This is a genomic window from Acidovorax facilis (assembly GCF_023913775.1).
In the GTDB taxonomy this organism is placed as follows: Bacteria; Pseudomonadota; Gammaproteobacteria; order Burkholderiales; family Burkholderiaceae_C; genus Acidovorax; species Acidovorax facilis.
Genome location: NZ_JAMXAX010000006.1, coordinates 41,634 through 60,723, shown reverse-complemented (window position 1 = coordinate 60,723; position 19,090 = coordinate 41,634). Strand labels below are relative to the sequence as shown.

Here is a 19,090-nt window from a genome sequence, read left to right as displayed (position 1 = left end):
AGCGGAGCAGCGTTATGGGATTTCTTTCCAACCTATTCGGAGGCAACAAAGAAGACAAGGCGCTGCGCGAGGCGTTGGCGCACATCCACCGCACCCTTGATGACGAGAAGTTTCAAATGGAACTCGTTCATCCGGCGATGAAGGCGATGCTGGAATCCGCTCCGGCCTACGACAAAGACCCGAACGGCACCGGCCCGTTTGGCTTCATCGAGACGAATCCGATTCCGGTCAACGGGCCAATCGGCCAACTGGCGTATCTGTCCAGACTCGAAACCCAGTCAGGCCAGCGCATCCTCTTCCATCGTCTCGGTGCCATCGGCACGGTGGATGTGTTCGAGGCCGTGTCATTCAACGGGGCAGAGTGGTTCATTCTGTTCGTCGATCTATACCATCCCCGGCGTTCGCGCCTCACCCCGGACGGCTTCCGGTTCACGAAGGATGTCGCCCAGTTCTCCGGCTTCCACAAGTTCTGCGAGAACTTCCCCTACGACTTCGTCGAGAAGAAGGCGTCCGAGCGCGAGTCGGGCCTGAGCATGGCGTACATCGCCATCAGCAAAGTGTCCGACCAAATCCAGAACCGTGTCTTCAACAGGCCGTTGGCCCACAAGGCCAAGCTCGACCTCGTGAAGAGCCGCTTGTCGAGCGTTCAATCCCAATAGGTGATGCCGATGAAGAAGTCACTTCTGGCGACGCTCGCCACATTGATGAGCCTTCTGGCAGCGCCTGCTCTGGCCGACAACTACGAGGTGAACCTGACCCGCAAGGGCAGCAACGTCTACAAGATCGATGGCAAGGACATCTTCATCCAGACGCGCTACTGCTACGTCTACGCCTACTCTGAGGAGGCCATCCTCAAGACGTCAGGCTATGGCGGCGAGGTCATCTTCTTCGACAGCAAGGACAAGTGCGATGTGAAGGCGGTCTTTGGCCTGTCGAAGCAGGAGCCGGGGAAATACGTGGTGACGGTCAGTCACGAGGACGATGACTGGTATGAGGTCTTCGGGACGAACTCGTACATCAAGACATCGAGTTGCCTGTCCCTCGCGCTCGGCGAGGAGGCCTACCTGACGATTTCGCCTTCAGGCTTCGGACAGTTGCGATTTGAGGATGGCGACGACTGCATGGTCGAAGCCGTCTACACCAAGCTGCGGCTATGAGATGGAGATGAGGGGCCGTGGCTGCTGCTGACGACAAACAAAAAGGAAACGCCACAGGCTTCTCTGGCCTTTCGGCGCTCGTCTCGGATGTCGAAGACAACCGTCCTGCCAGCAAACCTGCGCCGGAAGCCGCCCGGCCGCCGAGCACCCCACCCCCAGAGCCTCCGCCGTTGCAGTCCGAGGAAGCCCCGGCCGCATCCACCGCACCTCAATCGCCCAAGGGAAAGAGCGGCAGTTCTTCCGATGTGACCACTGGCAAGTGGATGGTCGGCATCGGATTGGGAATCGGGCTTCTGCTCATCATCTTCGTCAACGCAACCAAGAACGAGCCCACCCATTCGACGACGGCCCCGGTTGCGCAAGCACCCACCACGGCTGCCCCCGCCTACCCACCACCAACTGCCGCGCCAGCCACGCCGAGGCAGCAGCCTGCCCAAGAGGCAATCATCCAGCGAAGCGCGGCCACGGAATCGGTGAACGTGCTCGGCCAGCAAATCGCGTTCTCGAATCCGGGCGGCTACTGCACGCCGGGCAAGTCCGCGCGCGAAGTGGAGCTGATGAACTTGGCACAACGTTCCCTCGGCGAAGGCTCCCGCCTCGTACATGCGGCAGTCCGTTGCTCCGAACTGGAGGACTACCGGAAGGGGCGCAGGGAAATGCTGGATCACTGGCTGCAAATCCAGCTTATCGGCCCGAAGGGGAATTTCCAGCGAATCGAGATGCCGCGTGAGGCATTCCTTTCCGGCCTTTCCAAGTCGAGTCCACGGGTGAACGCCGCCGAACTCAATCGACGGCTGAAGGCGTCGTTCGAGAACAGCGACATCAACCTGTCTGACATGAAGTTCGAGCCGATTGGGCGGGACGGGAACGCGGTCTATTTTTCCATGCGCATGAACATGAGCGTTGGGGAAACCAGCCGACCGATTTCCGGGATCAGCGGGATCACGCTCCTGAACTCTCTCCCTCTGTCGGTCAACGTTTATGAAGGAACCGGATCACCGCAGAGCCGTGGCCAGTTGCAAGCTGTCCAGCAGGAACTGCTGAACAGCCTCCTCACCGAGAACTGACGATGAATGCAAGAACAATACTCACCAACCTGTGCCTCTGCTGGCTTGCTGCGGTCGCCCTGCCGGTCGTCGCGCAGACGGCGGGGTACACCAAGCTCAACGTCAAGGGGCGAGTTCAACTCGAAATTCCGAGCGACTGGACAATCAGCGATGCGGAGCAACGGAAGCGCGTCAAAGAGCTTGGAGAGAAGCTTGTCGGGATTCCAACTCAGCACACTGCCTCGCTTGCCGCGCAGTCCTACCCAGCGCCGTCACGAACGATGGTCAGGGTGTCGTTCATTCCTATGGAGCCTCCGCTCACCCAAACGGATGTCCGGCAGGAGGTTCAGGCCAACAAGCAGCAGGTGCTCCAGGACTTGGCGGATGTCTGGCGAGAGGAGTCGCCGACGATGTGGGCGGGCTTGGCCAAGAACGGCGTGAAGGAAGTTGGGCGTCCGCGTTTTGCTGTCGAACCCATTGGCGGTCAAACCGCTTTGATCATCAGCTACGGACGCACCTCCACGGCCAATCCAGCGGAAACCATGAGGGTGACTCAATACCATGTGCCGCTGGGCGCGGAGAAAGCCCTGATCACGCTTTCGTACATCGAACGCGATCCGCAAGCGTCAGCAGCGCACAACCGATTGAAGAGCAGCATCGTGATCCGATAAGAAGAACAGGAGCAGCCCATGGCCTACGAAGATCCCAACGCACCGTCGCCAGCACCCGGCGACGTCGCCCAACAATCAAACGCACCCGTCGATCAAAGCAAGACCTTTCTTGGCGGAGAGCATCACCCGTGGAGGCGATTGTTTGCGCGCACGGTTGACATCTGCACTGCGGGGCTCGTGCTGTTCCTGCTTCTGATATTTGCTTTCAGCGCGACGATGCCCGAACAGGCAGCGGGTTTCGCAAAGGCTATAGAGAACCCGATCATCGCCAGTGTGGTGCTGTATCTGATTTGGCTGCCTGCCGAGGCATTGCTGCTCTCGTTGTTCGGAACCACCCCGGCGAAGTGGCTGTTTGGCATCCGGGTCGCGCATCCGGGCGGCGACTTGCTGTCCTTTTCAGATGCGCTGAACCGCTCATTTCTGGTCTTTGTTCAGGGCGTTGGGTTCGGCATTCCATTCGTCGCACTGTTCACGCAACTGTTCGCGTATCGGCGGCTCACGAAAACCGGCACGACGCTGTGGGATACATCCGCTAGCGCAGTGGTGCTCCACACGAAGTGGGGAGTGTTTCGCGCGCTTGTGTGTACCGCCGCCGTCTTCGCCGTGCTGATTCTGATGAGCGCATTGAACGCGGCAGGAAAGTGATAGCCAACAAGGAGGAACGAATGGCATACGAAGACCCGAACGTGCCGTCGCAGCCGCCGACGCCTGCTCCCGCAACAGCACCAGCGACCACGCCCGAAAGGAAGTCCGGCTCATGGGACTGGCTGTGGCCGTCCATTGTTGCGGTCATCATCGTCAAGGTGTTCGGACTCGTCGGTGGGCTGGTCACCTTTGGCTGCTACTACTGGCTCAAGCCGAAGCTGGGAACATGGGGAGCTGTCGCTGTTTCAAGCGTCATTGGCGTCGTTGTCGCCATTGGCCTCTTGGCGATGATTCGATGACACCTGTCTTCCCGTCTATGTGAGAAAGAGCGTTGCCCTGCCTCCCGCCGAGCTACCAGCCCCGGCAGCACTTTCCAGCCGCCATAGGCCCGTTGTTGCAGTTCCTGCCCAGCAGCGAGCCAGTCACGCTGGCTGATTGATATGTGCCCCTCCTTTGGGAAAGGGGGCGCCGCGCGTTTCGGATTTTCGGCATCCCGCGCAGCAAGGTTCTGCAATGGTGAAGGCATCCCGTCACCGTGGGGTGCCACATGCTGCCGTCTCTGCCTCGTTTTCTCTGCATCTTCGCTGTGCTCAGCGGCCTGCTGTCCGGCTGCACGACGACACCGGCCACCCCTGACCACATAGAAGCGCCGCCCGCCGAGCCAGCTTCGGAGCAGCGACTGGTGCCCGTGGCCCGCTACGGCCGCTACACCCTGGTCGAGCTGGTGCCGGAACCTGCGCAGCGTGATCTGTTGCAGCAGGCGGTGGAGGTCTCGATTCCGCCCATGCTCGATGCCAGCGTGGGCGATGCCATGCGCCACGTGTTGCTGCGCTCCGGCTATCGGCTCTGCGATGCGGCCGAGGCCGCCACGCTCTACGCGCTGCCGCTGCCCGTCGCACACCTGCGCCTGGGCCCGCTGATGCTGCGCGATGCCTTGCTGACCCTTGCCGGCCCCGCCTGGGAGCTGTCGGTCGATGACTTGACCCGCCAGGTCTGCTTCAGCCGGCACGGTGCTCCCACCTTCCTTTCCGCCAACCCGCCAGGCACCGCCACACCCGTGCCGGACGCAGACCGGCCCGAGGAGCTGCAGCCATGACCTTTCCCCAAGCGCCATCCGAGCGCAATTCCCGCACGCGCTGGCTCAAGATCGCTGCAGCCTTCGGGCTGCTGCTCATCAGTGCCGTGGCACTCATCAACAGCGTCGGCCTGTCGCGGCTCGCCGAACAGACCCAGAGCAGCGCACAGGATGCGCAGGTCAAGGCGCTGGGCCTGCGTGTGGCCGATCTCGAACAACAGATCGATGCGGACAAGCGCCGGCCGGCGCCGATCAGCCAGGCCGATTTCGCCACCGCGCAGCAGGCGCTGGACGAACGGATGACGCGCCTCGAAGAGGCCGAGGAGGCGGGGGCCCTGGCCGTCGACCTGCAGACGCTGCAGGCGCGTGTGAACGGAATCGAAACCCGCCTGGAGAAGACCCGGCAGGTGGCATCCGCCGCTCGCCCGCGCGCTCCGGTTGCGACGAAACCCAAGATGCCGGAGCCGCCGTTCCGGGTGCTCGGCGTGGAGTTGCGGGGAGGCGAACGCTTTCTGTCGATCACCTCTACCGCCGCGCCCTCGCTCGCGGGCGCCCGGCTGCTGCGCGAGGGCGATGCCGAGGGCGGCTGGCACCTGCAATCCATCGAGGCTCGCGCCGCCGTGTTCCGCGTGGACGGCCAGGTGCAGCGCCTTGCCGTGCCGTAGGGGGCCACCATGACTCTGCGGCCGATGCTCGCAGCCGTTCTGCTGTTCACCGCCATGGGCGCATCCGCACAGCCGGCTCCGGTAACGAATGCCCGCGTGGTGCCCAGCCAGGTGCAGCCCAACACCGATGCGGCGCTCGACGAGCGCCAGGCGCGGGACTGGGGTCTGCAACCCGAGGAGTGGGCACGCTTCCGACAATTGATGCAGGGGCCGCTCGGCGTGCATTCCCCCCAGATCGACCCGCTCACGGCCCTGGGCATCGAGGCCCGCAGTGACGAGGAACGCAGGCGCTACGCGGAGCTGCAGGTACGGATGGAGGCCCGGCGCGTCGAGAAGCTGCTCGCCTACCAGCGCGCCTATGACGCAGCCTGGCAGCGTCTCGTGCCCGGCCAGCAGCGCGTGAACCTGCCCGGCGCAAAGACGCCGGCCGCCGGCAACACCGGTTCCGGCCGGCTCGCCGTCTTCGTCAAGGCCGACTGCGCTTCCTGCGCGCAGCGCGTGCAGCAGCTGCAGGGCGCGGGCACCGCCTTCGATCTCTACATGGTCGGCAGCCGCCAGGACGATGCGCGCATCCGCCAGTGGGCCACCCAGGCGGGCATCGACCCGGCCCGGGTGCGCGCCCGCACCATCACGCTCAACCACGACGCCGGGCGCTGGCTGTCGCTCGGCCTGCCCGGTGAACTGCCGGCCGTGGTGCGCGAGGTGAACGGGCAATGGCAGCGCCAGTAGCCACTCAACGCCGCCGCGCCCTGTGGGGCGCCTGCGCCGCGCTGCTCGCCACCGGCGCCTCGGCCTTTGCCACGCCGCCGCGCGAAGTCCCGCCGCCGGCCTATCAACTGGCGGCCCAGCGTGCGGACGTGCCGGCGGCGGTGCTGTACGCCGTGGCCCTGCAGGAGAGCGGCACCCAGCTGCGCGGGCGCCTGGTGCCCTGGCCGTGGACGCTCAACGTCGCCGGCAAGCCGTACCGCTATGCCACCCGCGCCGAGGCCTGCGCGGGACTGCGCCAGGCACTCAAGCGCACGTCCGCCACCCGCATCGACGCCGGGCTCGGCCAGGTCAATCTCGGCTACCACACGCAGCGCTATGCGCAGCCCTGCGAGCTGCTGGACCCGTATCGCAACCTCGCCATCGCTGCGGAAATCCTGCGCGAGCAGCACACGCCGGGCGAGGACTGGCTGCTCGCCATCGGCCGCTACCACCGCCCGGCCGGGGGCGCCCCCGCAGCGCGCTACCGGCGCAGCGTGCATCGGCACCTGACCCGCGTGCTCGACCCCGTCGTTCCCGTTACAACCTTCCAGGCCACCACGCCATGAACCACATCGTCCTCATCGCCGCCATCGGGCTGCTGTCCGCGACCACCGTCTTCGCCCAAACCGCCTCTGCGCCGCTGATCGTGGTCGAGGACCGTGGCGGCGCGTCCGCCTTGCCGTACTACCAGCCCTTGAATCCGCAGCCGGACGACACCGCGCGGCCAGCCCCGCTGCCACGCCCGCGCGTGGGCAACTCGGCCGAGGCCGAAGCCGCGATGCTGCCAGTGCGCTCGGCGAACCTGTCGCCGGGTGACGTGCCGCGCCGCGTGATCCGCGCGCCGGGCCTGACGCCGCTGTTCCTGGTCGGCGACGACGCACGCTCGCGCGCCTGGCTGCGGCAGCGCCACGCCGCGCTGCGGGAGCTGGGCGCCGTGGGCTTGGTGGTCAACGTGGAGTCGACGGCGGCGCTGGTCGAGCTGCGCCGCCTGGCGCCCGGCCTGACCCTCGCGCCGGCCTCGGGCGACGACCTGGCCCAGCGCCTGGGCCTGCGCCACTACCCGGTGCTCATCACCGCCACCGGCATCGAGCAGTGAGACGATGGCGCAGCCGCATGCGGTGGAAGTTCTGCTCCGTCCCGCGGTGGAGCTTTACACCGTGGCGGTCTGCGCCGGCGCCGCGCTTCTGTGCCTGGTGGCACCGTGGTCGCTCGCGCTGAATCCGCTGCTGGGCCTGGGAACGGCACTGGCCTTCCTGACCTTCGGCGCCATCCGCCTGCATGACGCCTGGGTGATCCTGCGCTACCGGCGCAACATCCGCCGCCTGCCGCGCTATGTAATGACCAGCCGCAACGTGCCGGTGAGCCAGCAGCGCCTGTTCATTGGCCGGGGCTTCAAGTGGGAGCAGCGGCACACGCACCGGTTGATGCAGACCTACCGTCCGGAGTTCCGCCGCTTCGTGGAGCCGACCGCGATCTATCGCGCGGCGCGGCGGATGGAGGAGCGGCTGGAGTTCGCGCCGTTTCCACTATCGAAGCTCGCGCGGGTCCTGGCCTGGGACAGCCCCTTCAACCCGGCCCGGCCGCTGCCACCGGTGGGCGGACAGCCACGGCTGCACGGCATCGAACCCCACGAGACCGACGTGACGCTGCCGCTGGGCGAGCGCGTGGGCCACTCGCTGGTGCTCGGCACCACGCGCGTGGGCAAGACGCGGCTGGCCGAGCTGTTCATCACGCAGGACATCCGCCGCCGCAATGCGGCAGGCGAGTACGACGTGGTGATCGTTTTCGACCCCAAGGGCGACGCCGACCTGCTCAAGCGCATGTACGTGGAGGCCAAGCGCGCCGGGCGCGAAGGCGAGTTCTACGTCTTCCACCTGGGCTGGCCGGACATCAGCGCGCGCTACAACGCGGTAGGCCGCTTCGGCCGCATCTCCGAGGTCGCCACCCGCATCGCGGGCCAGCTCTCGGGCGAGGGCAATTCGGCGGCTTTCCGGGAGTTTGCCTGGCGCTTCGTCAACATCATCGCCCGCGCCCTGGTGGAGCTGGGGCAGCGGCCCGACTACCTGCTGATCCAGCGCCACGTCATCAACATCGACGCGCTGTTCATCGAGTACGCCCAGCACTACTTCGCCAAGAACGAGCCGAAGGCCTGGGAGATCATCGTCCAGCTCGAAGCCAGGCTCAACGACAAGAACATCCCGCGCAACATGATCGGGCGCGAGAAGCGCGTCGTGGCGCTGGAGCAGTACCTGTCGCAGGTGCGCGTCTACGACCCGGTGCTCGACGGCCTGCGGTCGGCTGTGCGTTACGACCGGACCTACTTCGACAAGATCGTCGCCAGCCTCCTGCCGCTGCTGGAGAAGCTGACCACCGGCAAGATCGCGCAACTGCTCGCACCGAACTATTCGGACCTGTCCGACCCGCGGCCGATCTTCGACTGGATGCAAATCATCCGCAAACGCGCGGTGGTCTACGTGGGGCTGGATGCGTTGTCCGATGCCGAAGTGGCCGCAGCGGTTGGCAACTCCATGTTCTCCGATCTCGTTTCCGTCGCGGGGCACATCTACAAATTCGGCATCGACGACGGCCTGCCGGGTGCGTCGGCCGGCGTGAAGGTGCCCATCAACGTCCACGCGGACGAGTTCAACGAACTGATGGGCGACGAGTTCATCCCGATGGTCAACAAGGGCGGCGGCGCGGGCGTGCAGGTGACGGCCTACACGCAGACACTCTCGGACATCGAGGCGCGCATTGGTAACCGCGCCAAGGCAGGCCAGGTGATCGGCAACTTCAACAACCTGTTCATTCTGCGCGTGCGCGAGACCGCCACCGCAGAACTGCTGACGCGGCAACTGCCCAAGGTCGATGTCCACGCCACCGCGATCATGAGCGGCGCCACCGACAGCTCCGATCCGCTCGGCAACACCGCCTTCACGTCCAGCACCCAGGACCGCATCAGCACGACCAGCGTGCCGCTGATCGAGCCCGCAAATGTGGTGGCCTTGCCCAAGGGGCAGTGCTTCGCGCTGATCGAGGGCGGCACGCTCTGGAAGGTGCGCATGCCCTTGCCGGCCCCCGACCCCGACGAGGCCATGCCCCAGGATCTGCAGCAGCTGGCCGGCTACATGCGCCAGCACTACGTCGAGGCCGGCGACTGGTGGGAGAACCAGGGCCTGCAGGGCCTGCAGGGCCTGCAGGACGGCGCATTGCCCGCCGACCTGCTGGACGACTTCAAGCAGATGGTGACCGCCGCTGACGGAGTGGAAGCATGAGCGACCCGGTCGTCGCGGCACAGCGCCAGCAGCAACGACAGCAGGGGCTGATCGCCGGCCTGGTCACGTTGCCGTTCCGCTTCTTCGGCGTGCTGTGCGGCGCGCTGCTGCTGTGCATCCTGATCGAATGCGTCGGCATGCACTTCTTCTGGCCCGATCAGGGCTGGCGCCACGCGCAGGGCATGCTGCACTACGAGCTGGATCAGCTCTCCACGCATTTCACGCGCAGCGCGCTGGTGCAGGAGCCGGGGCGCACCGCGCACCGGCTGGTCGAGCAGGGCTACGACTGGCTGTTCGTGAAGAGCGGTCTGCTGGACTGGATACGCGACGCCTCGGCGCAGGCCAGCGCCGGCAGCCACCGCCCGACCAAGGATTTCCGCTACTACATCGGCCTGGTCTACGTGAACGTGGAGAGCTACCTGATCGCGGCGGCCTACACGACGCTGGTCTTCCTCGTGCGGCTGCTGGTGCTGTGCCTGACCCTGCCGCTGTTCCTGATGGCTGCCTTCGTCGGGCTGGTGGACGGCCTGGTGCGCCGGGACATCCGCCGCTTCGGCGCGGGCCGCGAATCGGGTTTCATCTATCACCGCGCCAGGGCCAGCCTGATCCCGCTGGCCGTGCTGCCGTGGGTAACTTACCTGGCACTGCCGGTCAGCGTGAACCCGCTGCTGATCCTGCTGCCCAGCGCCGCACTGCTCGGCGTGGCCGTGTGCATCGCGGCGGCGACGTTCAAGAAGTACCTGTAAGAGCGCGCGATAGATTCTCCATCTCGGACTCCGTGGGTACCCTGCATGGAGGAATGAGGAATCTCAATACCCATCGGCACAATCTGCTATGGCGTACAAGAGAAACCTCCTTGCGGTCGTGGCCGTGATTGCTTTTCAGCGGCGCCTGCTTCGCCCCGGCCATGGCAGTTCTCCCGTCAGTTCAGCCAAGCCTCCATCGTCTTCGACACGCGCGCCGAACCGGTTTACCTCCACCTCCGGCAAATCGTCACTGTCGAACCATAGCAAGGAGATGGTGGTATCGGTGCGCAGGTAGTGCCTTGAAAGCTCCCAGAGGTCAAGGCACTTTTCCCAGTTGTCGAACCAGACGTCCTGTGCAACTTCCCCCGTCTCAGTAGCGCTATTCCCTGAAGAGCGGATTCGGTGAGCCACGGAGCCTGCTGGAATTACCGACCTGGGAGGTATCCAGGCCCCTGCTTGCCGCAGGGCCGTGGAGCGTGCGGCATACCGCACCGCACCGCGCTCCATGGTGACGAATGCGCACGGCATATCGCTGAGACTGGCGAACCTTGACGCCGCCGCAGGGAATGATGTGCCGAACAAGTCGGCCATGTGTTGGATGAGTTCCAGGGAGGGTTCTTCCTTGGGAACAGCGGAGAGCCATTGCTGATAGGGCATCAGCAGCTCAGCGGCAAACGTGTCGCAGGCGATCTCGTTCGGATGTCGCTTTGCATAGGACCATGACGGCACCTCGTCGTGGCTTGATTCCAAGCCGAGCACGATATGAGCTATTTCGTGGCAGACAGTGAAGCGCTGGCGCTCGTCAGTCTCCAGCGAATTCACAGTGATGATGTGCTTCCCGTTCGGCTTGGTAACGGTATAGCCAGACTCCCCCTCGCCAAGCTCATCCTTCTTGACCTTGGCGTTAGCCGCAATCACGTACGGAGACAGGTCTTCCCGGATGTTCGAAGCATCGACTCTCGCGACAAACGCGCGCGCTCTTTGCCTGACATCCGCCTCGTCCATGTTCAGTCGTCCTCGTCGTCGAAGGCCTTTTTGATTCGGGCGATGAGCGTCGCGGGGTCAGGCCTTGCATTTCCCCGATGCCTGACTCCAGCCGCGGCCGAAAAAATATCGATGCTGATCGAGGGATCTTGTAGCACGAACTCAACAAGGCTGGGATCAGCGTCTGCGTGGTCAACCAGCCACATCACGAGTGCGGCATCTCTTTCTCCCGGCTTGAGAACCTTCAACAGCTTCTCGACCAAGTCTTGGGATGGGTTTGTCTTCTCGCCTGTTTCGAGGCGGTGGACATAAGCATGATCAACTGACGATAGCTGGCCGATCTCACGCAGGGAAAGGGTTCTGCGTTCGCGTAGCGTCTTGAGGGCGACGCCTAGGCCTGTTTGCGGCATGAGTTCTGATCCTTGCGGTTGCGGGAAGAAGGGCCAAGCCCTCTGTTGCCCCTCCACATCCGGTTGATGTTCAAAGGCGCACGCCGCACGCCAGTTGCGCCGGCGCACGTGCTCTGATACATTGTTGTCCAGCCAGACAACAGATGTGGGTTTTACGCCTGCTCCAGGTTGGATTGGCTCGGCCTTCCTGTTGTCTGCATGAGCAACGAATTGTGCTACAGCGGGCGGCCGTTGACAACCCAGCCGAGCGGCTGGGACTTCGATAGTTCCACTGTAGGAGAGCCATCATGGCAGGCAAGAATCAGCATGTTGTTCCTCATCAGGATGGTTGGGCCGTCAAGGGAGCCGGCAATCAGCGGGCGACCTCCGTGCACGACACGCAGCAACAGGCCATTGACGCAGCGAGGGATATCGCGCGCAACCAGCAGTCCGAACTCGTCATCCATCGTCCGGATGGCCGTATTCGTGACAAGGACAGCCACGGCAACGACTCCTTCCCGCCGAAGGGCTGAAGTGCCATGACGAACATCCCTACCTACCACGTGCTCGCCCTGTCAGGGGGCGGTTATCGCGGCCTGTACACCGCCACGGTTCTCGCCGAACTCGAAACCGTGCTGGGCCGTCCTATCGCTTCGCACTTTGATCTGATTTGCGGCACATCGGCAGGAGGGATGCTGGCTTTGGGGCTGGCTGCGGAAATTCCGGCCCACGAACTCAAGGCACTGTTTGAAGAACAGGGCAGCCGCATCTTTGGTTACCGCAGCCTTCCACGCCAGCTTCTGGGATTCTGGTTGACCGCAAAGCATGACTCAGCGGGATTGAAAGAGGTGCTGACCGAGCGCTTCCAAGGGACCACGATCGGCGACCTGAAGCATCGTGTTCTTGTGCCGGCAGTCAACTACTCGACGGGACGTGGGCAGTTCTTCAAGACGCCTCACCATCCTTCCTTCGAGTTGGATCACCGCATGAAGATCGTCGATGTCGCGTTGGCAACCGCCGCTGCGCCCGTCTACTTTCCTCTGGCGCGCAACGACCGTGGTGTCTTCGCGGACGGGGGGCTGGTGGGCAACGCCCCGGGCCTGTTCGGGTTGCACGAAGTCAAGACGTTCCTGGCGCCGAAACAGGATGCGCTGGTTCGGGTCCTCGCCATCGGCACGATGACCATCGGTGCGACCGTTCGCGGCGGCGCCAGCCTTGACCGCGGATTCGGCAAGTGGCGCGGCGGGCTCTTCGACCTCGTGATCTCCGCCCAGGAGTCGTCGGTGGACTACATGCTGCGGCAGGCGCTGGGGAACAACTACTTCCAGATCGACGACAAGGCGACGCCGGATCAAAGCAAGGACGTGAAGTCGCTGGATCGGGTTTCCATTGGCGCCACGAATACGCTCAAGGATCGCGGCAACCACGCGGCGCAGCGTGCGCTCGGCGATCCTCTTTTCCAACCGTTTCGAGCGCACCAGGCCGGCGCTCCCATCTTCTATCACGGCCCCAACAAGAATGTTCCGGAGGCCGCATGCTGAACCTGAGCCCGCTTTTCTTCACCACCGTTGATGACGAATCCTGCATGCATGACGAGCTGGATCTGACGTCTGAGCAACGCGAATGGATCGCCAGTGCACGCACTGATGTCAGGGACTGCCTGCGCTCAGGCATCCCTCGCGTGCTGCGGGCAAGCGGATACACGGAAGACGTGCCGCAGCCGCGCTTCTTCACGCAAGGGTCATGGGCATACAAGACCCTGAACTCACCGGCACAACGCCCTCAGCAGGCGGATGTCGATGATGGCTGCTATCTCCCAATGAGTTTCGTCTCGCAGACGAGGCGTCCCAGCACTGCGGCGACGGTGTTCTTTGCCGCTGCGGAAGAAGCCTTGAAGCCGCTGGTCGAGGAAAAGAGGTGGAGGCTTGTCACCGACAAGCCAACGTGCATCCGCATCGTCATTGCCAGCTATGCACACATTGACATCCCGCTGTACGCGATCCCCGATCAGGAATTTGTCAATCTGGCAGAGGCCTCTATGAGGCGCTTTGGGTATGACTCGCTGATGGACGCCGTGATCAAAGCGGAGCGGGATGCTTGGACGGCATTGCCTCGCGAAAAGGTGCTCCTCGCCCACCGGGAATGCAACTGGATGCCCTCCGACCCTAGGCCCGTCAAGGAATGGTTCCTGGGCGAGGTGGAAGCCAAGGGGGAGCAGTTCCGGCGTGTGGTTCGTTACCTGAAAGCCTTCCGCGATTGGAGGTGGTCCAGCGGAGGACCCGCCTCGATCCTGTTGATGGCTGCCGCAGCTCCGCTCTTTGAGAAGCGCGACCGGCGCGACGACCTCGCCTTGGTGGATGTTGTCGCTGCACTGCCGGCCCGGTTGCGTGCGGGAGTGAACAACCCCGTGGATGAGTCCGAGTCGCTCACAGAGCGACTTGGTCAGGCGGGTCTCGAAGAAGCGGCAAACGCCTTCGAAGAATTTGAGAAGGTGCTGCGCGGAGCAACCGGCGCTGGCAGTCCTTCACAGGCCTGCATCTGGATGCGAGGCGAGTTCGGCCCGCGCTTTCCGAACGAGCCGGATCGGGTCAAGGTGGTGTCCGTTGCCGCCACCATTGCCGCGGCTCCCGCCGCTGCTGGTCCTAGCGAACTTATCGGGCGAACGAAGGCTGGATGAGCAGCACCGCAGCAGTCGCAGACGTGATCGAGGCATTCAAGCAGCGAGGCTTCGAGTTTGTTGGCAAGACGGATGACGGCTGGTTCAGGCTGCACGGGCGTTTGATCCCGCCCCAAGCGGAGAAGGGTTGTCCGTGCGAAGTCCAGCTCGACCCCACGTTCTTCGACTTGCCTCGCATCCGGCTGCTGGAAATCCCTCCTGAGCTGCCCGCAGCGGTTCCTCATCTTGGCGCGGATGGCGGGCTTTGCTATCTCGCCAAGGGCACCGTCGTTCTGGACATCTACGATCCTGTCGGACAGTCGCTAGCGTGCCTGCAACGCGCGGCCGTCGTGTTCGGGCAGATCATGCAGGGGGAGATGATCGAAGACCTCGCGGAAGAGTTCTTCGCCTATTGGCACGGCTGGCATTGTTTCGTGGACATGCAGGGCGAGGATCTAGGCCGACAGAACTGCATAGTCGCGCAGGCCAATGGGTGCCCTTTGTGGTTCATCACCGACAACGAAGATCGAACAACTGAGAAGCTGAAGTCGCTCGGCTACCAAGTCACCGATAGAACGGTGCTGACTTACCGGGTAAAGACTGGTGCTCAACCCCGCCCTTTGACCAGCCATTGGCCTCCTGAAACAGTTGGGGATATCTTGGCGTGGCAAAGCACCCTTGACCCCCGGTGCCGGCGCAAGATTCACGAGCGTATCAAGGAAGGGGAAAGGAAGAAGGCCAACGGAGTTCTGATCGTCATCGAGTCTCCGCTGATGACCTATGGCTTTGCGGTTCTCTATGACCGCCAACGTCCTGTCCAAAAGGGCAAGCTCGTAGATCGCAGGGATTCGAGCTTTGGGTTGAAGGTGATGCCCATCTCTGTGGTCAGAATTGACGATCGGTATCTTGCCCAGCGGAACATGCCGAAGTCAAAGACGCTTGCAGGGAAGAACATCACCGTCGTTGGATGCGGCACGATTGGCGGCTATCTGTCGGATATGCTTGTCAAGGCTGGGGCGGGGACATGCGGCGGAAAACTCACGTTGGTGGATTTCGATTGCCTTCTCCCGCAAAACATCGGGCGCCATCGCCTGGGATTCCCAGACTTGCTGTCGAACAAAGCCGAGGCTATGGCGAAGGAACTCAAGCGCTTGGCGCCAGGCGCCGAGATTCGCGCGCTGCCCGTGGATGTCAGGCAGGCCGAATTGGGAGAGCTGGACCTGCTTGTAGATGCCACCGGGGAAGAATCCCTCGGGCATTGGCTGTGCAGCCACTATCCGCCTCCGACGCCCATGCTTTCGGTCTGGATCGAGGGGCCGGGAACGGCTGTCCGTGCGCTCCTGAGGACGAACGCATCTGATGCGTGCTATCGATGTCTTTGGCATAGCAACAGAAGGGGCGAACTCCGTTCTACCATTGATCCTCTTCCTGCCATTTTGGCGGGGCATGGATGCGAGGGCTTGTACGTGCCATTCCCCGCTTCGGTGTCGGTGCACGCTGCCAGCCTGGGCGCTGAGATGACCCTTGATTGGGTCAACGGCGTCTATTCCCCCGCGTTGCGTACCAGGTTGATCGACAGCTCCCAGCAGCTTGCCACACCCGATTGCGATCCGCTGCGGGATCGGGAATGTCCCTTATGCAGTTCATGAGTTCTTGGGCGGCCGACGACAACAGAACGCTGCTGCATTTCTCGAAGACCACGCTGGAGACCTTCTACCAGCATGTTCAGGCCAGTGATTCTGACTGCGAAGCTGGCGGGCTGCTACTCGGCTCTGTCCATGGAACTCACATGCTCATTGAGCAGGCAACGGTTCCTACGGAATGGGACAAACGGTTTCGCTACCTGTTCGAGAGAATGCCATTCGGCCACGAAGCCATTGCACTGGCTCGATGGACGGCGAGCCAGGGAACCATCCGCTATTTGGGCGAATGGCACACCCATCCGGAAGGCATCCCCAACCCGTCTGGCCTCGATAGATCGGAATGGAAGCATCTGACGGCCAAGCGTCGGGATAAGCGACCAACGCTCGCTGTCATTGTTGGCCGAAATGCCCTGTATATTGAGTTGGTGCCAAGTTCAGGCCAAGGATCAGTATTTTTCCCTGTGGAATAGCGACACAACAAACCAATGTCGTCCCAGCGTGCCACCTTCGTCGGGCTGGTGGACGGCTTGGTACGCCGGGACGTCCGCCGCTTCGGCGCGGGACGCGAGTCGGGGTTCATCTATCACCGCGCCAAGGCCAGCCTGATCCCGCTGGCCGTGCTGCCGTGGGTGACTTACCTGGCACTGCCGGTCAGCGTGAACCCGCTGCTGATCCTGCTGCCCAGCGCCGTGCTGCTTGGGGTGGCGATGGATATTGCGGCGGGGAGCTTTAAGAAGTATCTGTGAATCACCCGAGGGCATCGCAATCGTGTCATACCGGGGATACGATCCTCATGGAGACCAACGCGCGCAGATGCTCATCCAGCGTTGGGGGAATATGCCCCCTGGAGATCAGTAGCCCGGCCTCCATGTTCCTGTCCATCGCGTGCCCGGTAAGGTTCGCGCTGGTGATGAAACACATCCTGCCGTCGGCTACGGCGACTTTGGCGTGGACGCGCCCGTCGGAAAATAGGTCGGCCTTATCACGCCAGGCGTAGAGTCGTGCGGCGGGGACCAGCGTTCTCATCTTGCCTATCGCATCGAAGGTGATGCTGCCGCCGTGGTCCTGAGACAACTCGAGCAGCATGGAGATGACCACTCCGCGGGAACTTGCCGCATTCAGCGCCTTGACGATGGTCGAGACGTTATAGGCCACGAAGCTGGTGATGAACAGGGTCTGCTCAGCGGCGTTGATGACCTGCAGTAGCGCCTGCTCGGTTCGTCGAGCCGAGACGAAGGGTGTCGTCGGTCCCGTCCACACGAGTTCGGTGGATTGTTGATTCGTAGCCTTGGTGAAAACATGGCCGGCGGCGAGCAGCATCGATGCAAGCTCATCGGCGCCGACCTCACTGGCTCGCCAAGCATCGATGAGCTGATCCACAACCTCAGCAGCAACGGGGGTGCTGACCACGCCCGACAGCGCACCGGCTGTTTTGCTGGCATCGGTCCGACGAATCCGGCTAGCTATGGCCTGGACCTTCTCTGGAGAGACCAGACAGACCACGGCTGCGACGGCGTCCAAGAGCTTTTCCATGTCACAAGCCCTTGAAGAAAGCCGCGTCGATGCGTTCCAGGGTCGGAACCAACAATGACCGATCCAGGTAGCGATTGCCGCGCTCGCAGGAGGTCTCGGCCACCAAGCTACAAGCGTGGCAAGCCGCAGCATGAAGTGAGCGATCTTTCTCGGGATCGTGCTCGGAGCAAAGCGGGTCGGATGAGCAGATCTTCGAACGGTTCAAGGCCTGTTCCAGCAGGCGCCCGAGGTTCTCCGGTTTGCCGAGATCGACGAGGCCGCCCAGTGTTCCATCAGAGTCGGCTGCTGCGGTGTAGATGAGGATGCCGGCCTGCGGACTATCGCCTGAAGTGTCGGCATAGATCCGTTCGCGGATACTCGCGGCGTTGTAGCCGCACTCCAGCGCCAGCTCACGGATCAGCAGGTGTGAGAGCGTATGAAGCATGGCGTAGCGAATGCCGGGGTAGCCCTCATCCGGGTCGAGATGACGTGAGTTGCGCCACCCCCTGTGGCCACCTCGGAGCATCTGATCGACCTTATTCACCGCCAGTAGCGCCTCCCACACCACGAGCGCCTGTTCGTCGAACTGGATGAAGATGCCCTCGCCATGGACTTGGTTCGCGGGAACCCAATCCGGCTTGCTTCGCGAGAGGTTGGCCATCTGCGGCCGCTCGTTCGGGTCACCCGTTTCTTCGGGCGCCTCCACCCGAGTGAAGCCCAGCAAGGCATTGACCTCGCGCAGTCGCTCCAGGAGCAACACTCTGCTGATGTGCTTTGCAAAGGCCGGCGGCGTGCCGACCTTCTTGCTCATGAAATGCGGGTAGTCCGTGGGCGGATCGGCCTCCGTCAGCACGTCCCACTCTGGACCCTTGATATCGGCTTCACCCACGACCTCCTGTCCGCCACCGGTGCGGTGCACCTCGATGGCTGACCAGATCGACGCCGCGGGATATTTGTCGATCCCTGGCAGCGCGCCGGTCTTCTTCAAGGTCTTCACCGTCAACGACACTTCGGCTTCGGATTCCAGCTCTTCGAAGAACTCCCAGCCATCTTGAACCAGCTGACTGAGCGGGTCCTTGCTCTGGGGAATCGCGAGCGCCGAGAGCGTGATCGGGAACCAGCTATTCGTGGCGCCCAGCAAAACGGCACGCGCCTCCTCGTCGCATTCATGGTCGAAGTGATCAAGGTGCGGGTGGCGTCCACGGCAGGCGGGTAGATTCTCTTTCCCCGCCTTGCCGAAGGCGTGGGCCATGCTTCTCGATGCCCCACACGCATCACACTTCACCCACAGGTTTTCGGTTTGCAGCGAGGCGCCGCTCTCGAAGAAGCGCAGCGTGCCCTTGCATGAACTGTTGCCGCCGTGGACGAAGTAGTGCCAAGGGAAGTCGTCGAGGTGACCATCGCGGCAGGCTAGCAGGAAGCGCGCCGGCACCGCATCGGCATCCTTCGCGGGTTGATCGCCCTTTGAACCTCGGCAGCCCTTGTGGACGAACCGAGTTCGCTCGGGCCTGAAACGGTTCTCCTTGATCTCGAACAGTCCGGCATCGAAGGGGGATAGCAGGCCGCATTTCACGCAGCGCATCCAGCGCGGGAATGGCCGGACGGGAACGCCGATGTTCGCCTCTGCCGACCAGACGTCGACGAGCTCGCTTTTCTGGAATGGCGGCATCCGCAGGTTTTCGACCTGTGCTCCCAGTACCTTCCGGACGGCGGCCAGCAGTCTGGCTTCCTGGATCGGCTGGCAACGGTCCTTTTCCCAACGGTCGATGCCAAGCGTCACAACTGACAGGCTCGGTAGATCGATCAACGCCCCGGGGCCGTAGGTCCAGAGCAGCTGGCTGGGTCGTACTTCTCCGACTGGAGTTTTGTCATTGATGATCAT

22 protein-coding genes and 1 pseudogene are annotated in these 19,090 nt (G+C 63.1%); 19 read left to right on the top strand and 4 right to left on the bottom strand.

Annotation, left to right across the window (positions count from 1 at the left end; genetic code table 11):
- Positions 1 to 14: 14 nt before the first annotated feature.
- The 13 genes from NFX52_RS03790 to NFX52_RS03725 all read left to right on the top strand — a co-directional run bounded on the left by NFX52_RS03790 (position 15) and on the right by NFX52_RS03725 (position 10,024).
- Complete coding sequence (locus NFX52_RS03790; RefSeq protein WP_252635442.1) at positions 15 to 659, top strand: hypothetical protein; 645 nt, start codon at positions 15 to 17, stop codon at positions 657 to 659.
- Between the two features lie 42 nt (positions 660 to 701).
- Complete coding sequence (locus tag NFX52_RS03785; RefSeq protein ID WP_435301287.1) at positions 702 to 1,157, top strand: hypothetical protein; 456 nt, start codon at positions 702 to 704, stop codon at positions 1,155 to 1,157.
- 17 nt (positions 1,158 to 1,174) lie between these two features.
- The gene (locus tag NFX52_RS03780; protein ID WP_252635441.1) at positions 1,175 to 2,224 is read left to right on the top strand and encodes a hypothetical protein; all 1,050 of its coding nucleotides are present in this window, start codon (positions 1,175 to 1,177) and stop codon (positions 2,222 to 2,224) included.
- 2 nt (positions 2,225 to 2,226) lie between these two features.
- Positions 2,227 to 2,874 carry a hypothetical protein gene (locus NFX52_RS03775; RefSeq protein WP_252635440.1) on the top strand — a complete coding sequence of 216 codons (648 nt, stop codon included), beginning with the start codon at positions 2,227 to 2,229 and terminating at the stop codon, positions 2,872 to 2,874.
- Positions 2,875 to 2,892: 18 nt separating this feature from the next.
- A complete protein-coding gene (locus NFX52_RS03770) occupies positions 2,893 to 3,519 on the top strand; it encodes an RDD family protein (RefSeq protein WP_252635438.1) in 627 nt (208 codons plus the stop codon).
- 20 nt (positions 3,520 to 3,539) lie between these two features.
- On the top strand, positions 3,540 to 3,818 hold the full coding sequence (locus NFX52_RS03765; protein ID WP_252635487.1) for a hypothetical protein: 279 nt from the start codon (positions 3,540 to 3,542) through the stop codon (positions 3,816 to 3,818).
- 248 nt (positions 3,819 to 4,066) lie between these two features.
- Positions 4,067 to 4,615: a PFGI-1 class ICE element type IV pilus protein PilL2 gene (pilL2, locus tag NFX52_RS03755; protein WP_252635437.1), complete on the top strand. Its 549-nt coding sequence runs from the start codon at positions 4,067 to 4,069 to the stop codon at positions 4,613 to 4,615.
- Positions 4,612 to 5,259, top strand: coding sequence for a hypothetical protein (locus NFX52_RS03750; protein ID WP_252635436.1), 648 nt, complete (start codon positions 4,612 to 4,614; stop codon positions 5,257 to 5,259). Before pilL2 ends, NFX52_RS03750 begins: the two co-directional genes overlap by 4 nt.
- Before the next feature lie 9 nt (positions 5,260 to 5,268).
- Positions 5,269 to 5,988 carry a TIGR03759 family integrating conjugative element protein gene (locus NFX52_RS03745; RefSeq protein ID WP_252635435.1) on the top strand — a complete coding sequence of 240 codons (720 nt, stop codon included), beginning with the start codon at positions 5,269 to 5,271 and terminating at the stop codon, positions 5,986 to 5,988.
- A complete protein-coding gene (locus NFX52_RS03740; RefSeq protein ID WP_252635434.1) occupies positions 5,973 to 6,572 on the top strand; it encodes a lysozyme family protein in 600 nt (199 codons plus the stop codon). Before NFX52_RS03745 ends, NFX52_RS03740 begins: the two co-directional genes overlap by 16 nt.
- Positions 6,569 to 7,102, top strand: a complete 534-nt coding sequence (locus NFX52_RS03735) for an integrating conjugative element protein (RefSeq protein WP_252635432.1) — start codon at positions 6,569 to 6,571, stop codon at positions 7,100 to 7,102. The genes NFX52_RS03740 and NFX52_RS03735 overlap by 4 nt, the downstream gene beginning before the upstream one ends.
- A 4-nt stretch (positions 7,103 to 7,106) precedes the next feature.
- Positions 7,107 to 9,278, top strand: a complete 2,172-nt coding sequence (gene traD / locus NFX52_RS03730; protein WP_252635431.1) for a type IV conjugative transfer system coupling protein TraD — start codon at positions 7,107 to 7,109, stop codon at positions 9,276 to 9,278.
- Positions 9,275 to 10,024 (top strand): TIGR03747 family integrating conjugative element membrane protein, encoded by a 750-nt coding sequence (locus tag NFX52_RS03725; RefSeq protein ID WP_252635430.1) that lies wholly within the window; start codon positions 9,275 to 9,277, stop codon positions 10,022 to 10,024. The genes traD and NFX52_RS03725 overlap by 4 nt, the downstream gene beginning before the upstream one ends.
- A gap of 135 nt (positions 10,025 to 10,159) precedes the next feature.
- Here NFX52_RS03725 and NFX52_RS03720 read toward each other — a convergent pair whose 3' ends face one another.
- Positions 10,160 to 11,029, bottom strand: a complete 870-nt coding sequence (locus NFX52_RS03720) for an ImmA/IrrE family metallo-endopeptidase (protein ID WP_252635429.1) — start codon at positions 11,027 to 11,029, stop codon at positions 10,160 to 10,162.
- A gap of 2 nt (positions 11,030 to 11,031) precedes the next feature.
- On the bottom strand, positions 11,032 to 11,418 hold the full coding sequence (locus NFX52_RS03715) for a helix-turn-helix domain-containing protein (protein ID WP_252635428.1): 387 nt from the start codon (positions 11,416 to 11,418) through the stop codon (positions 11,032 to 11,034).
- A 287-nt stretch (positions 11,419 to 11,705) separates the two neighbouring features.
- On the opposite strand from NFX52_RS03715, the gene NFX52_RS03710 reads away from it, so the two are divergent.
- The 6 genes and pseudogenes from NFX52_RS03710 to NFX52_RS03685 form a co-directional block, all read left to right on the top strand.
- Positions 11,706 to 11,930 carry a DUF2188 domain-containing protein gene (locus NFX52_RS03710; protein WP_023093135.1) on the top strand — a complete coding sequence of 75 codons (225 nt, stop codon included), beginning with the start codon at positions 11,706 to 11,708 and terminating at the stop codon, positions 11,928 to 11,930.
- 6 nt (positions 11,931 to 11,936) lie between these two features.
- Positions 11,937 to 12,938 carry a CBASS cGAMP-activated phospholipase gene (locus NFX52_RS03705; protein WP_252635426.1) on the top strand — a complete coding sequence of 334 codons (1,002 nt, stop codon included), beginning with the start codon at positions 11,937 to 11,939 and terminating at the stop codon, positions 12,936 to 12,938.
- The gene (locus NFX52_RS03700; protein ID WP_252635424.1) at positions 12,932 to 14,074 is read left to right on the top strand and encodes a CBASS cGAMP synthase; all 1,143 of its coding nucleotides are present in this window, start codon (positions 12,932 to 12,934) and stop codon (positions 14,072 to 14,074) included. Before NFX52_RS03705 ends, NFX52_RS03700 begins: the two co-directional genes overlap by 7 nt.
- Positions 14,071 to 15,702, top strand: coding sequence for a ThiF family adenylyltransferase (locus NFX52_RS03695; RefSeq protein WP_252635422.1), 1,632 nt, complete (start codon positions 14,071 to 14,073; stop codon positions 15,700 to 15,702). The genes NFX52_RS03700 and NFX52_RS03695 overlap by 4 nt, the downstream gene beginning before the upstream one ends.
- Positions 15,690 to 16,166: a Mov34/MPN/PAD-1 family protein gene (locus NFX52_RS03690; protein WP_252635421.1), complete on the top strand. Its 477-nt coding sequence runs from the start codon at positions 15,690 to 15,692 to the stop codon at positions 16,164 to 16,166. Before NFX52_RS03695 ends, NFX52_RS03690 begins: the two co-directional genes overlap by 13 nt.
- A gap of 30 nt (positions 16,167 to 16,196) precedes the next feature.
- Positions 16,197 to 16,442, top strand: a pseudogene (locus tag NFX52_RS03685) (TIGR03747 family integrating conjugative element membrane protein); the annotation flags it as partial.
- 25 nt (positions 16,443 to 16,467) lie between these two features.
- Here NFX52_RS03685 and drmC read toward each other — a convergent pair.
- Both drmC and drmB read right to left on the bottom strand, forming a co-directional pair.
- On the bottom strand, positions 16,468 to 17,229 hold the full coding sequence (gene drmC / locus NFX52_RS03680; RefSeq protein ID WP_252635419.1) for a DISARM system phospholipase D-like protein DrmC: 762 nt from the start codon (positions 17,227 to 17,229) through the stop codon (positions 16,468 to 16,470).
- A gap of 1 nt (position 17,230) precedes the next feature.
- On the bottom strand, positions 17,231 to 19,090 hold the full coding sequence (drmB, locus tag NFX52_RS03675) for a DUF1998 domain-containing protein (RefSeq protein ID WP_252635417.1): 1,860 nt from the start codon (positions 19,088 to 19,090) through the stop codon (positions 17,231 to 17,233).